11 protein-coding genes are annotated in these 14,064 nt (G+C 65.7%); 1 reads left to right on the top strand and 10 read right to left on the bottom strand.

Annotated elements, in window-relative coordinates; all coding sequences use genetic code 11:
• Positions 1-313: 313 nt before the first annotated feature.
• From J3454_RS11870 to J3454_RS11825, 10 genes are read right to left on the bottom strand one after another with little or no spacing between them, the layout of a single operon-like run.
• Positions 314-1,240: a response regulator transcription factor gene (locus J3454_RS11870; protein WP_349513992.1), complete on the bottom strand. Its 927-nt coding sequence runs from the start codon at positions 1,238-1,240 to the stop codon at positions 314-316.
• Positions 1,230-2,735, bottom strand: a complete 1,506-nt coding sequence (locus tag J3454_RS11865) for an ATP-binding response regulator (RefSeq protein ID WP_349513991.1) — start codon at positions 2,733-2,735, stop codon at positions 1,230-1,232. The genes J3454_RS11870 and J3454_RS11865 overlap by 11 nt, the downstream gene beginning before the upstream one ends.
• 53 nt (positions 2,736-2,788) lie before the next feature.
• Positions 2,789-4,555: an allophanate hydrolase gene (atzF, locus tag J3454_RS11860; protein WP_349513990.1), complete on the bottom strand. Its 1,767-nt coding sequence runs from the start codon at positions 4,553-4,555 to the stop codon at positions 2,789-2,791.
• Positions 4,552-8,133, bottom strand: a complete 3,582-nt coding sequence (gene uca, locus J3454_RS11855; protein WP_349513989.1) for an urea carboxylase — start codon at positions 8,131-8,133, stop codon at positions 4,552-4,554. The genes atzF and uca overlap by 4 nt, the downstream gene beginning before the upstream one ends.
• On the bottom strand, positions 8,130-8,765 hold the full coding sequence (locus J3454_RS11850) for an urea amidolyase associated protein UAAP2 (RefSeq protein WP_349513988.1): 636 nt from the start codon (positions 8,763-8,765) through the stop codon (positions 8,130-8,132). The genes uca and J3454_RS11850 overlap by 4 nt, the downstream gene beginning before the upstream one ends.
• A 19-nt stretch (positions 8,766-8,784) precedes the next feature.
• Positions 8,785-9,609 (bottom strand): urea amidolyase associated protein UAAP1, encoded by an 825-nt coding sequence (locus J3454_RS11845; RefSeq protein ID WP_349513987.1) that lies wholly within the window; start codon positions 9,607-9,609, stop codon positions 8,785-8,787.
• On the bottom strand, positions 9,606-10,088 hold the full coding sequence (locus J3454_RS11840) for a CopG family ribbon-helix-helix protein (RefSeq protein WP_349513986.1): 483 nt from the start codon (positions 10,086-10,088) through the stop codon (positions 9,606-9,608). Before J3454_RS11840 ends, J3454_RS11845 begins: the two co-directional genes overlap by 4 nt.
• Before the next feature lie 12 nt (positions 10,089-10,100).
• Positions 10,101-10,874, bottom strand: coding sequence for an ABC transporter ATP-binding protein (locus tag J3454_RS11835; protein ID WP_502878592.1), 774 nt, complete (start codon positions 10,872-10,874; stop codon positions 10,101-10,103).
• Positions 10,875-10,878: 4 nt separating this feature from the next.
• Positions 10,879-11,694 carry an ABC transporter permease gene (locus J3454_RS11830; protein WP_349513985.1) on the bottom strand — a complete coding sequence of 272 codons (816 nt, stop codon included), beginning with the start codon at positions 11,692-11,694 and terminating at the stop codon, positions 10,879-10,881.
• Between the two features lie 34 nt (positions 11,695-11,728).
• Positions 11,729-12,814, bottom strand: coding sequence for a putative urea ABC transporter substrate-binding protein (locus J3454_RS11825; RefSeq protein WP_349513984.1), 1,086 nt, complete (start codon positions 12,812-12,814; stop codon positions 11,729-11,731).
• Positions 12,815-12,982: 168 nt separating this feature from the next.
• Between J3454_RS11825 and J3454_RS11820 the strand changes: the two genes are divergently transcribed.
• Entirely contained in the window at positions 12,983-13,945 is a 963-nt protein-coding gene (locus J3454_RS11820; protein ID WP_349513983.1) for a Vgb family protein, read from the top strand.
• Positions 13,946-14,064 lie beyond the last annotated feature (119 nt).

Below are 14,064 nucleotides of genomic sequence, written 5' to 3'. Positions count from 1 at the left end.
GCTCAGGTGCGCTCCGGCGCCGTTCGAAATCCGAATACGGACCGGGCTTCCGGTCATTGCCGCCAGATTTTTGCTTTTCCGTTCGTCTGTCGCCATGCCCCCCCGGCATCACGACGGTCAACCGACCGGATCGTCAAAAAAGCGTCAATTCGTAAGACCTGATGCCCGCATTCACACGCCCGGAAGCCGGAGCCGCACACTCAATCGCAAGCTATCTTGCCGGGGCGGTATCGGCAGCGGTTTTCACGCGGAAGTGGCCGAATGACGTAGGGCTGAACGGCAGGGTTCCTCAATCTGGCGCAGCGCCATGGATTCACTCGGAAAGGTAACGCACGGCGATCGCCGTCGCCGCAGCGCGGGTTTCCACGCCCAGCTTGCGGAAAACCTGCTCCAGATGCTTGTTGACGGTGCGCGGGCTGATCCCGAGGATCTCGCTGACGGTGCGGTTGGTCTTGCCGTAGCTGACCCATAGCAGCACTTCCGCCTCGCGCCGCGTGAGAGCCGTCTGCCTGAGCAGCAGTTCGACCTTGGATGCCTCGCCCGCCTCGGTGATCTTGAACAGCGCTTCGCCCGGCCGGTCGTTTTCCGCCAGCGCGATTTCGATGTCGATGCCTGCCACCGTCAGGTTGGCGGCGGCGGAATGGCCGGGCTCGATCAGCAGCTGGCGAAGGGCCAGCTGAATGGAGCCGGGCAGATTGCGGCTGTCCATCTCCCAAGCCGGATCGAGGCGCTGGAACAGGCTTTCCGCCTGCGGCGTACACCATACCAGTTCGCCTTGCGGGCTCACTGCAGCCAGACTGCGACCGGCTCGTCCCAAGGCAAGGCGCGAGCGGTAGGATGTGCGCGCATTGGCCAGATGAACCCGCATACGCGCCAGCAATTCGCCCACCTCCACGGGTTTGCGCACATAATCCACGCCGCCGGTCCGCAGCGCTTCGACCAGGTGTTCGGGGTCGGTCATCCCGGTCATGAAGATGACCGGGATATGCGCGATGGCAGGATCGGCCTTGATCCGCCGGGTCGTCTCGAGGCCGCTCATGCCGGGCATCAGCGCGTCCATCAGGATCAGGTCGGGCGCAGCCTCGCCCAGCAGTTCGATCGTCGCCTCGCCGCTGCGAGCGATCAGCACGTCCATGCCTTCGTTCTCGAGTGCATCGACCAGGAAGCGCAGCGATTCCGGATTGTCGTCGACCACAAGAATGCAGTCGCGGGTGCTGCCCGCAGGATCGCTAACGATCATCGGGATCCTCCGTTCTGGCCAGCGCGGCGAGCGATTTGAGGTCGAACCTGTCGAGGTGGACGCGCATACTCTCGGCCAACGTCGCCGCCTGCCCGCCCAGCGCGGCGATGGCATCGATCCGGCTCTCGATCGCGCGCACATGGCCGATCCGCACCAGCCGCACGATCTCGGCGAGGTGGGGCCGGGCTTCGGCTGCCAGAAGGGGCGGCAAGTTGGCGCCAGGTGGCGCTGCGCCCGCACCGTCACGCGGCTGCGTCTGCGGCCACTCCAGTCCAAGCTGCGTGCTGATGACATCGAGCAGAACGTTGAAATCAAAGGGCTTGGCGACGAACATATCATGGGCAGGGGGGGCGTCGTCGACCGGGCCGGATTGCGCCGCTTCGCCCGACAGCATCACGATCCGCAGCCGCGGACCGTGGCGTGCTCGCAGCAATTTGGCGACTTCCCACCCGCTGATGCCGGGCATCGACACGTCCAGCAGCACCAGATCGGGCTGGGCTTCTCCCGCGATCGCCAACCCCTGCTCGCCGCCCTCGGCGCTCAGCACCCGGAAGCCGCGCGGTTCGAGCAGGCCGCGCAAGGCTTCGCGATGGGCGGGATCATCGTCAATCAGCAGCACCCTGCGTTCGCGTCCGAGATAGAGCCGCGTCGGTTTGGCGTCGGGCATGTCGGTGGGCGGGGACAGGGGCTGCGACAGCATCAGCCGGACGATGAAGCGCGATCCTTCGCAGGGCTTGCTCTCCACCCGCAGATCGCCGCCCATGATGTGCACCAGCGCCTGCGTGATCGCGAGGCCCAGCCCGATCCCCGCACGGTCCGCCGAGGCACTGCCGCCGCGTTCGAACGGCAGCAGGATCCGGGCGATATCAGCAGGCGCGATGCCGACGCCGCTGTCGACCACTTCGAAGGTCGCGAGTTCGTTGCGATAATGCACGATGAGCGTGACTTCGCCGCGATCGGTGAACTTGATCGCGTTCGCCAGCAGGTTGATCAGCACCTGCCGCAGCCGCTTGGGATCGGTGCGAACGAATTCGGGCAGGCTGGCGGGCGCTTCCAGCCGCAGCGCGAGACCTTTCATCGCGGCCTGCGGCTGGAACATGTCGATCAGCTGTTCCAGAAACGCGGGCAGCCGGATCGTGTCTCGCGCCAGCCGCAAGGATCCGCTTTCGACCTGCGCAATATCCAGCAGACCTTCCACCAGGTTCGACAGGTGCTCGGCGCTGCGCCGGATCACCTTGGCCGACTCCACCGCGTTGGTGCCGTCGCCGCGTTCGAGCAGCTGGGCATAGCCGTAGATCGCGTTGAGCGGCGAGCGGATTTCGTGGCTGACGCTGGCAAGGAAGCGGGTCTTGGCCTCATTCGCGGCTTCGGCAGCGTTCTTGGTGAGGGTCAGGGCGGCGTGATCTTCCATCAATGCCGACAGCGCCTTGGCATGGCTGTGTTCGCCGCTCTGGCGCAGCCATGCCAACAGACTATCGGTCGCGTGTCCGTTCACGGCTGCAACCATCGCCGGAATTGCAGAAGGATATCAGTGATGATGCGCGGCAATTACAGCCCCCCGATATAAGCGCGCCAGCCACCGAGGTGAGTGATATCCTGCGCCCCGTCAAGTGCGCGCGGCTCTGCCACGAACCCCTTGACGCTGGTGCCGTCGGACAGCGTGACCGTGCCGATCGCGAGCGGCGGCGGCACTTCGGCGACGAAGCTGCCGAATGCGGCCATGTCGAGCTCGTACACCTCCAGCGCGATCGCCGCGCCTTCCGCGCTGTGTACCAGCGCAGGCTTGGGCGGAACAGAATCGGCCAGGGCATAAAGCCGGTAATTCGGCGCGGTGGTGAAGGCGCCGACGAATTTCGCGTCCCGGCTGGTCAGCTGCCAGTGCAGCGGCATGCCTTCAAGGTGAGCGCCGACGACGGCGAGTTTGATCGTGTCCATGTGGTCTCCGGTATCGAGCGGGGGCAGGGCGGGCAGGGCGGCGGCGGCGAGGTAGGATTCGGCCAAGTCGATCAGCGCCAGATCGCTATGCGCCGGGCCGATCAGGGTGATGCCGAAGCCAGTGGCGTTGGTGCGCGCGCCCGCCGGAACCGCGACCGCCGCCATGTCGAGCAGGTTCACGAAATTGGTGTAGCGCCCGAGATTGCTGTTGAGCGCGATGGGCGCAGCGGCAAGCTCGGCAACGCGGTAGGTGGTGCCGGTGGTGGGGAAGGCGAGCGCATCGACATTGTCCCACAGCGCCTCGGCATGGCGGGCGAGTTCGGCGAGGCGGTAGATGCCGTTCCACACCTCCACCGCGCTGATATCCAGCCCCGGCTCCACCACGCTGCGCACGACCGGGTCGATGGCTTCGGGGTTGTTGCGCAACAACGTTTCGAGCGCGGCGGTACGCTCGGCCACCCACGGGCCACCATAGAGCAGCTGCGCGGCTTCGAGCAGCGGTTCGATGTCGATTGCGATCAGTTCGGCATCCTTCGCCAGCACATCCAGGGCGCGGGCGTAGAGTTCTTCCGATTGCAGATCGCCGAAGAACACAAGCTGATCGGGCCGGGGAATACCGATGCGCTTGCCGGAGATCGGCGCATCGGCATGTGGCCGGGAGAAGGGGTCTGCGGGATCGAAGCTCGCCACCACGCTGTCGACCAGCCGCGCATCGCCGAGCGCGTCTGTGAACACCGTGATGCAATCGATGCTGCGGCAGGCGGGGACCAACCCGCGCGTGCTCCAGCGGCCCTTGCTGGGCTTGAGGCCGACGAGGTGATTGAAGGCGGCCGGCACGCGCCCCGATCCCGCCGTGTCGGTGCCGAGCGCAAAGGCGACCAGGCCTGCCGCCACCACTACCGCGGAGCCGGAGCTGGAACCGCCGCTGACATAGGCAAGGTTGGAGGTATTGCGCGGCGCGCCGTGCGGGCTGCGCGTACCGACAAGTCCGGTGGCGAACTGATCGAGATTGGTCTTGCCAACGCAGATCGCGCCCGCGCTTTCCAGCCGTTCGATCACCCCAGCGGATCGTTCCGGCCGATAGGCGAAGGCGGGGCAGGCGGCGGTGGTGGCGAACCCCGCCACGTCAATATTGTCCTTTACCGCGTAAGGCACGCCTGCGAGCGGCAAGTTCTCGCCCGCGGCCACGCGCGCATCGATGGCGCGGGCAGCTGCCAGCAGATCATCGGGCGCGGCGCGGCTGATCCACACCTGCGGCTGGATCGCGTCATAGGCGGCAAGGCGGGCGAGCGTGGCTTCCATCACTGCGAGCGCGCTGGTCTCGCGCCCGTTGACGGCGGCGGCGATGGCACCAGCGGAAAGACGCTCCGGCGCGGTCATGGCGCTCTCCTCAAGGCCAGCATCGGCGCGCCGGGCTGCAGCGACTGGCGCTCTGTGATGTAAAGCGCGGCGATGGTGCCGCCGGCCGGGCTTTCGAACGGGCATTCCATCTTCATCGCCTCGATCACTGCGATCACGTCGCCCGCTTCCACTATGTCGCCGGGGCCGACCAGCAGTTTCCACACTGACCCGCCGAAGGGGGCCTCGATGAGGTCGGCGCCCTCGGGAATTTCGATTGCAGCCTCGGCAGGCGTATCCTCGGCGAGCAGATCGGTGACGCGGTCGAACTCGCCCGAGGCCTCCCACGCGGCGCGTTCGGAATCGAAGGCGGCCTGTCGGGCGCTCTCGAAGGCGGCGATGCTGTCGGCATTGTTGGCCAGAAAGGCGCGGTAATCGGCGAGGCGGAAGGTGCTCTGCTCGATCCGGATCGAGCGGCGCCCGGTGGGAAAATCGCGCCGCCATTCCGCCAGTTCTTCGGCGGAGACGGGGTAGAAACGGATCTGGTCGAAAAAGCGCAGCAGCCACGGCTTACCATCGACGAAGGCATCGGTCTGCCGGTGCGTGTTCCACACCTGAATGGTGCGCCCGAACAGCTGGTATCCGCCCGGCCCCTCCATCCCGTAGATGCACATATACGCCCCGCCGATCCCGACCACGTTGGGCGGGGTCCAGGTGCGTGCCGGATTGTATTTGGTGGTGACAAGCCGGTGGCGCGGATCGACCGGCGTGGCGACCGGCGCGCCGAGGTAAACGTCGCCCAAACCGAGCACGAGATAGCTGGCATCGAAGATCAGGTTCTCGACCGCATCACTATCCGGCAGGCCGTTGATGCGGCGGATGAACTCGATATTGTCGGGGCACCACGGCGCATCGTCGCGCACGGCGGCTATGTATTTCTCGATGGTTTCGGTGATCGCCGGATCGCGCCAGCTCAGCGGCAGGTGGACGATGCGCGAAGGGATGGTGAAATCATCGAGATCGCCCATTGCTTGCTCGGCCTGCATCAAGGCGGCGAGGGCGCGCGGCTGATCGAGCACCTTGCCGTCGAAATGCAGTTGCAGCGAGCGGATGCCGGGGGTGATATCGATCACGCCGGGCAGGGCGGCGTCCTCCAGCGCCCGCATCAGCGCATGGACGCGGATGCGCAGCTCGATATCGAGTACGATATCGCCATATTCGACGAGGATGTTGCGGTCGCCCTGCTGGCGATAGGTGGTGCGCGGGCGCGCGCCCTCGGCAGGCGTTTCGGCGAGGATCGGCGAGAGTTCGGCGATGGTTCGGCCAGGGGTGGGCGGTGGCGCAGCGGTGAGGGGGGCGGCGTTGGCCGTCATGGCGTCAGCGATGCTCACGGGGACAAAGCGCACCCGGTCATCGGGCGCAAGCTGCCCGATCTTCCAGCGGTCCGCCGCGATCACGGTGAAGGGGCACACGAAGCCGCCCAATGATGGCCCGTCCGGCCCGAGGATAATCGGCATGTCACCGGTAAAGTCCACAGCGCCGATGGCGTAGGGATTGTCGTGAATGTTCGACGGATGCAGCCCCGCCTCGCCCCCGTCGCGCCGCGCCCATTCGGGTTTGGGGCCGACGAGGCGCACGCCGGTGCGGTTGGAATTGTAATGCACTTGCCAATCGGCTTCGAGGAAGCGGGCGATATCGTCGGCCGTGAAGAAATCGGGCGCGCCGTGCGGGCCGTAGAGTACGCGCAAGGTCCAGCTTTTGCCAAGCTCTGGCAGGCTCTCGGCCACGGCAGGCACCGCCGTTTTCGCCTGCCCCAGATGCAGCACATCGCCCGCGACCAGCGGCCGCGCTGCATGGCCGCCAAACTGGCCGAGAGTGAAGGTGCTCGCGCTGCCGAGATAGGCCGGAATATCCAGCCCGCCCGCGAACAGGATGTATCCGCGCATCCCTCCGCCCGAGACCCGGCCCATGGTGAGCGTCTGCCCGGCGGCGATGTCGATCGGCACGCCGATCGCGACAGGCTGGCCATCAAGCTTCGCGCCGCAATCCGCGCCGGTCAGGCAGATGCGTGCCGCGCTCTCGAACAGCAATGTCGGCCCACTGGCGGTAATCTCCAGCCCGGCGGTGCCCTCCGGATTGCCGAGCAGCAGATTGCCGAGCCGCAGCGAGCAATCGTCCATCGGCCCCGACGGCGGCACACCCACATTCCACAGGCCCAGCCGTCCGGGCCAATCCTGCACTGTGGTCGAAGTGCCGCCCGAAATCACCCGGATACTGGCAGGCCGGTGTGCAACCCCGGCAAGCAGCCGGGTGGTCACATCGCCGCTGATGAAGCCCGGCTCGCGCAGCACATCGCGCAACCAGCGCAGGTTGGTCTCGATCCCGTCGATCCGGCTCGCCCCCAGCGCACGCTGCATCGCCGCAATCGCATCCGCGCGGGTTCCGGCATGGACGATCAGCTTGGCCAGCATCGGGTCGTACCATGCGCTGACATTGCTGCCCGCCATCACCCATGTCTCGGCCCGGATATCCTTGGGGAAGGCGACATTGGTGAGCGTGCCGGTGGTCGGGCGGTAATCGAGCGCCGGGTCTTCGGCATAAAGCCGCACCTGCACCGCGTGGCCCTTCGGCGTGGGCGCAGGGGCATCGAGGAAGGTGAAATCATCCGCTGCGCCGCGGATCATCCATTCGACCAGATCGATCCCCATCACCTCCTCGGTGACGCCGTGTTCGACCTGCAGCCTTGTGTTCATTTCGAGGAAGAAGAACTCGGCGCGGTCGGCATCGAACAGGAATTCGACTGTGCCGGCGGAGAGATAGCCCGCCGCCTCGCCCAGCCGCACGGCCGCCGCGATCAGTTCGGCACGGTTGGTGTCGGACAGGCACGGGGCGGGGGCTTCCTCGACCACCTTCTGATTGCGGCGTTGCAGCGAACAGTCGCGCTCGCCCAGCGGCATGACGCGGCCCGCGCCGTCGCCGAAGATCTGCACCTCGATATGGCGGGCATTGGCGATGTAGCGTTCAAGGAACACGCCCGCATCGCCGAAACTCGCCTCGCCCTGCCGCACGACTGTGGCAAAGCCTTCGCGCAATGCGGCTTCATCGGCGCAGATTCGCATCCCGATGCCGCCGCCGCCTGCGGTCGCCTTGAGCATCACCGGATAGCCGATCCGCGCAGCGGCTTCGGCAGCTTCGTCCTCGTCCGTCAACAGCCCTGTGCCGGGCGCCAGCGGCAAGTCATGCGCGGCGGCCAGCGCGCGGGCGGAATGTTTGAGGCCGAAGGTGCGAATATTGTCCGGCGTCGGGCCTATGAAGGCGATGCCCGCCGCCGCGCAGGCCTCGGCGAAATCGGCGTTTTCGGCAAGGAAACCGTAACCCGGATGGATCGCGCCCGCGCCGGTATCCTTCGCCGCCTTCAGGATCGCCGCGACATCGAGATAGCTTTCGCTGGCAGGCGCGGGGCCGATGCGCACCGCCACATCGGCCTGCGCGACATGAAGCGACCCGGCGTCGGCCTCGGAATAGACTGCAACCGAACGCAGGCCCATGCGCTGCAGCGTGCGAATGATCCGGGTGGCGATGGCGCCCCGGTTCGCCACCAGAACGGTATCGAAACTCATGCGGTAACGATCATGCGCACAGGCGTGGGATTGAAGGCGTTGCAGGGATTGTTGATCTGCGGGCAGTTCGACACCACCACAATCACGTCCATTTCGGCGCGCAGATCGACCGTGAGGCCGGGCGCGGAAATGCCGTCGACGATGCCGAGCGTCCCGTCATCCTCGACCGGCACGTTCATGAAGAAGTTGATGTTGGGCACCATGTCACGCTTGCCGCGCCCTTCCCACAGGTTGGCTTCGAGGAAGTTCTCGACGCAGGCGTGCTGCGACTTGGTGTGATGGCCGTAGCGCAAGGTATTGGATTCGCACGAACACGCGCCGCCAATGGTATCGTGGTAATCCACCGCGCTGCCGGTGATGGTCATCATCGGATTGCCTTCGTTCGACAGCAACACGGTGCCGGTGCGCAGGAACAGGTTGCCCTGCGCCGCGACCGTATCCTGCGCCGAGTAACGCTCGGCATCATCGGCGCCGGCATAGATCAGGAAATCGACCGCCTGATTGCCTTCGACATCGACGATCCGCAGCGTCTGCCCTGCTGCGACATGGTGCAGCCACGGAGCGCGGGCGGGGACGATTTCGTCGTGAACAATGGCACCGGAAAGGCCGGAGAGGGCCGGGTCGTCAGTCATTGGGTTTCGTGCTTCCTGCTCAGCGGCGGTAGTAGTCCTCGACATTGAGGAAGGCGCGCGTGGCTTCTGGCGCGGCGTTGCGCGAGGGATCGTCTTCGGAGGTCACTGGCCCGCGCCACGCGGTGATGCGCAGCGGGGTGGAGTGCCATTCAGCGCGCGGATCGCGGACATGGGGGCAGTTGGCGAGCACCACGATCACATCCATCTCGGCGCGCAGGATGACGCTGCGTCCCGGTGCGAAGGGGCCGATGACCGGTGTGATGGCGCCGTCGGCTTCGATCTTTGTGCCTTTGAACAGGTTCACACACGGATGGACATCGCGCCGGGTCAGCCCGTGCTTGGCCGCGCCCAAAATCAACCGGTCGCGCCCGTTGGGGAATGCGCCGGAATTGCGCCCTTCGCCGTATTTCGCGGCATTGGTGGCGGCGTTGGAGGTGCCGCAGAACGCATCGTGGGTTTCGGCATCGTCGGCGATAATGGTCGCCAGTACCCGGCCCATGTCGCCCAGCAGAAGCTTGCCCGCGCCGAGATAGGCGTTCCACTGGACCTTCACCGTGTCCGCGACATTCAGCCGTTCGGTCGGCAGTTCGGCATTGAAGATGTTCAGCGAAGCGCAGGCATCGCCACCGGTATCGATCAGCCGCAGCCGCGTGCCGCGCGCGATCCGGCGGGAGGCATAGCCGCCCGGCGCGATCGTTTCTTCCCACAGCAGATCGTCAGGCGATACGCCGTCGGGCAGATCGTCGGCGGCAGGCGGCAGGGTCGGCATCGCCTCCACCCGCGTGCCGCCTTGCGCGCGGGCATGATCGCGCGCGGCTTTCGGATCGGCGAGATTCGCGCTCATTCGGCGGCCTCCTGTCCGGTGGCGGGCGCGGCGTCGTCCTGCTCGTGCAGCGGCGGCAACAGCGCGGTGGTGGTGACCAGCTGCAATTGCTGCACGCCCCTGATGGTGCGCAGAGCGTCGCACAGCTGCTTCAGCCGCACCGCTGGGCCCTGCACCAGCAGCACTTCCAGCGACTGGTCCTGTTCGAGGAACACGTGCTGCGAGGAGATCACCTCTTTCAGGTAATCGGACTGCGTTTCAGCCAGTTGCTGGCGCACCCGTCCGCCGCTGCCGGCGTAGACAATCGTTACCGTGCCCGCGAGCATATCGTCAGGCCGGGTCAGCGCCTCATGCTCGGCCAGCGCATGGCGGATCAGTTCGGCGATCAGTTGCGAGCGGGATGGCAGGCCGCGTTCGTCGACCATCATGTCCAGCTGCCGGAACAGGTCAGCGGGAAGGCTCATGCTGAGTCGGGCAAGACGGGAAGGCTCGGTGCTCATGCGGAAACCATCTCAATTATTACCATTCTTGTCAATCGTAATACCAGCTTCAAGATCTGCTTCCGCCGCCATTCTGCGCGTCAATGCGATGTCGTAGATCACCCCTGCGCCATAGCGGTTCGGCGCGTGCGGATCGTGGCGGCGCTTGTCGAGCGTGAGCACCCGCGTGCCGAGGCCGAAGGCTTCCTTGATGTCGTGGGTGACCATGACGATCGTCAGGCCGAATTCGCGCCACAGCCGGGTGATGAGCGCGTGCATATCGGTGCGGATACCCGGATCGAGCGCGCCGAAGGGTTCATCCAGCAACAGGATGCGCGGCCGTTTGATCAGCGCCTGCGCGATGGCGAGGCGCTGCTGCATCCCGCCCGACATTTCGGAAGGGTAAAGGTTCAGGCTGTCCGAAAGGCCGACCGCCGCCAGCATTTCTTCGGCCTGCGCGATGGCCGCGCGGCGCGCGCTGCCGAAGAGTCGGGCGGTGAAGGGCGCTCCGGCAAACTCAAGCCCCAGCATCGTGTTGCCCAGCACCGTCAGATGCGGGAACACCGAATAGCGCTGGAACACCACCCCGCGATCCGGCCCGCATTCAGCGGGCAGCGGCTTGTCGTCGAGCAGAATGGTGCCCCGGCTCGGCTGGTCCTGTCCGAGGATGACGCGCAGCAGGCTGCTCTTGCCCGCGCCGGACGGCCCGATGATCGACACGAACGCGCCTTCGGCAATGTCGAGCGATATGCGTTCGAGCACGACCTTCTCGCCATATTCGACCCACAGGTTGTTGAGGCTCAGCATCGTATCAATGCCCTGCCTTGTGCGCCCAGCCGAACAGGCTGCGGCTGGTGCGGGTGAGCAGGAAGTCGATCGCCACGGCCAGCAGCGCGATCCACGCGACATAGGGCAGGATCACGTCCATCGCGAGGTAACGCCGGACGAGAAAGATGCGGTAGCCAAGGCCCACGTCCGCCGCGATCGCCTCGGCCGAGATCAGGAACACCCAAGCCGGGCCGAGCGAGAGCCGCAAGCTTTGGATCAGGCGCGGCATCGCCTGCGGCAGCGCGACGCGCAGCAGCAGTTGCCAGCTCGATGCACCCAGCGTCAGCGCCTTCACCACCTGCTCGCGCGGCAGGGCGGCGATATGGCCCGCGACATCGCGGATCATGAACGGCGTGATGCCGATCACGATCAGCGCGACCTTGGCGGTTTCGCCGAGGCCGAAGACGATGAACAGGATCGGCAGCAGCGCGATCGGCGGGATTACCGCGATGGCCGTTACCGTCGGCCCGAAGGTCGCCCGCACCGGCGGCAGCGCGCCCAGCACCAGCCCGACCAGCAGCGCCGACAGTGTGGCGATGCCCAGCCCGAACCCCAGCCGTTGCAGGCTGGCCAGCGTATCCGCCCAGAACAGATATTGGCCGGACAGCGGATCGGCTTCGAACACCAGCACCGCCATCGCCTCGATCATGGCGCCGGGCAGTGGCAGGATCTTGTCGGAAGGATTGGCGGCATTGCGGCTGGCGGCGGCGATGATGTAGGTCAGAGCCAGCAGTGCCAGCGGCAGCGCGCCCAGCAGCAGCGCATTGCCCCGCCAGATCGTGCGATTTACCCAGCGCATCTGGTCAGCGTCCTGCTATCCGCCCCCGCAGCCCTCAGAGCGCCCCGTCCGCTGCCATCTGCATGAAGGTGGGATCGAACCGCAGGGTGATATTGTCTGTGTCGCCCAGCGCCTTGCCGCCCGGAAACGCCATGCCGACCGCGTCGGCCGAGCGTGCACCCTGACCGAACAGCCCTTGGGCAAAGCTGAAGTCGCGCACGCGGGTCATGGTGGTGACGAGATCGGGCGATGCCATTGCCGCCACTGCCGCTGCGGGATCGGTATAGAGGAAGGTGGTGGCCAGCTGCCCTTCGAAGGCTTCGGGCGTGGTGCCGGCCAGCTTGGCCATCGCTGCGCGCGCGGCTGCGCCTTCGGCATCGTCTTTCGCCATCAGCGCCATGGTTTCGTACCAGATGCCCGCCAGCGCCTTGCCAAGGTTCGGGTTGGCCTTCAGCGTGGCGGTGTCCACCACCAGCAGATCGAGGATCTCGCCCGGAATATCGGCCGATGTGAAGACGGCGGTGGTTCCGGCGACCTCCTTCATGGTGGTGACCTGCGGGTTCCACGCCACAGCGGCAGTGATCTGCGGCGAGGCGAAGGCGCCTGCAATGTCCGCGTCCGAGGTGTTCATCGTTTTCACGTCGGTCATCGCCAGCGCGCTTTCTTCCAGTGCGCGGGCCAGCAGGTAATGCGACACCGACAGTTCGACCAGGTAGACATCGCGGCCCTTGATCGCCGCCACATTGTTCGCGTCCTTCAGCAGCACCGCATCATTGCCGTTGGAATAATCGCCCAGAATGATCGCGCTGGTATCCTTCCCGCCCGCGGCCGGGATGGTGAGCGCGTCCATGTTGGCGACTGTCACCCCGTCAAGCTTGCCAGCAGTGTACTGGTTGACCGACTCGACATAGTCATTGACCTGCACGAAGTTGATTTCGATACCGTACTTGTCGGCCCACTTGTCGACGATCCCGGCCTGCTGGGCATAGGGCCATGGCATCCACCCGGCATAGATCGACCAGCCAATGTCGAAGTCGGTGCGCGGCTCGGCCGCTTCTTCGGCGGAAGGGGAGCAGGCCGCCACCGCCAGCGCGCAGGTGATGAGCAGGAAGCTGGCCGCGCGGCGAAGCTGATGGAGCATGAGTCGGTTTCCTTTCGCAATCGCAGCATCACCCCATCCGCACCATTTGTCTATGGGGAATTATTACGATTGCGCAGAAATGTAATATGTCTAACCCATGTGTCATTATGGTCGGGATGCGCCTGTTTGGCCCACCCACGTTTCCGGCCGATCTTGGAAAGGATTGCGATGGTCAGACCTCCGGCAGCACGCCCTCTTTCGATCGTCATGGCTTCGGCCCTGCTGGCATCCTGCGCTGCGGAAGAACCGCCGCCGTCCGCGACCGGCCCCGCGCCCGATCTGGTGGAAAAGGCGCTGGAAGTCCCCGGCTTCGCCGATTTTCTTGCGGTCGATGGCGACACGGTGTGGGTCACGAATGATGGCCGGGTGGAACAGTGGTCGACCACCGAAAAGCTCGCCAGCTTCGCCGTCCCGCGCCCCTGCGGCACGATGGCGATTGCCGAAGGGTCGCTGTGGGTCGCCAATTGCAAGGGTGCGGAAATCTACCGCATCAACCTCGAAACAGCGACGCTCGAAGCCACCGTCGCCAGCGGCCTCGCCAACCCCAAGGGCGAAACCAACGTGGTCGCGGGCGCAGGGTCGGTGTGGGTGGCGAGCGATCCGGCGGGCAAGGTCGCGCGGATCGACCCTGCCACCAACGCGGTGATCGCCACCATCGATGTTGCGCCGGAAACCTGGTATCTTGCGTTCGGCTTCGATGCGATCTGGGCGGTCAGCAGCGAAGGCAAGCTGTTACAGAAAATCGACCCCGCCACCAACACCGTGGTCGGCACGGTCGCGCTTGGCGATACGCCGGGCTTCCTCGTTGCGGGCGAAGGCGCGGTGTGGGTGCAGGAGCAGGGCGATGGCACCGTGGCCAAGGTCGATCCCGAGTCGCTCGCCGTGGCGGGCCGCACCAAGGTCGGCGACAATCTGAAATGGGGCGATATCGATACTGGTGATGGCGCGGTGTGGCTGCGCACAACCGATGATCAGACGCTGGTGGTGATCGATGCCGAAACCCTCGCAATCCGCGGGCGACTCGGCGACGTTGTGGGCAGCGGCGCACTGCGTTACACCCCCGCAGGCGTGTGGACATCGGCGCACGATAACCAGACTCTGTCGTGGTGGAGCGCCCCATATCCACGGTGAATCCCTTTTAAGGATTGACCTTCTCTTTATCATAGGTGAACCTGTGCTTCTTCCGGTTCTGTTGTGCCGGTGGCGCGACAGGTCTGTGAGGGGGCCGGTTGCTTTGCCGTGATCGGCTC

The organism is Erythrobacter sp. NFXS35, assembly GCF_040148725.1.
Lineage (GTDB): Bacteria > Pseudomonadota > Alphaproteobacteria > Sphingomonadales > Sphingomonadaceae > Erythrobacter.
This window is presented reverse-complemented; position numbering and strand designations above follow the sequence as displayed.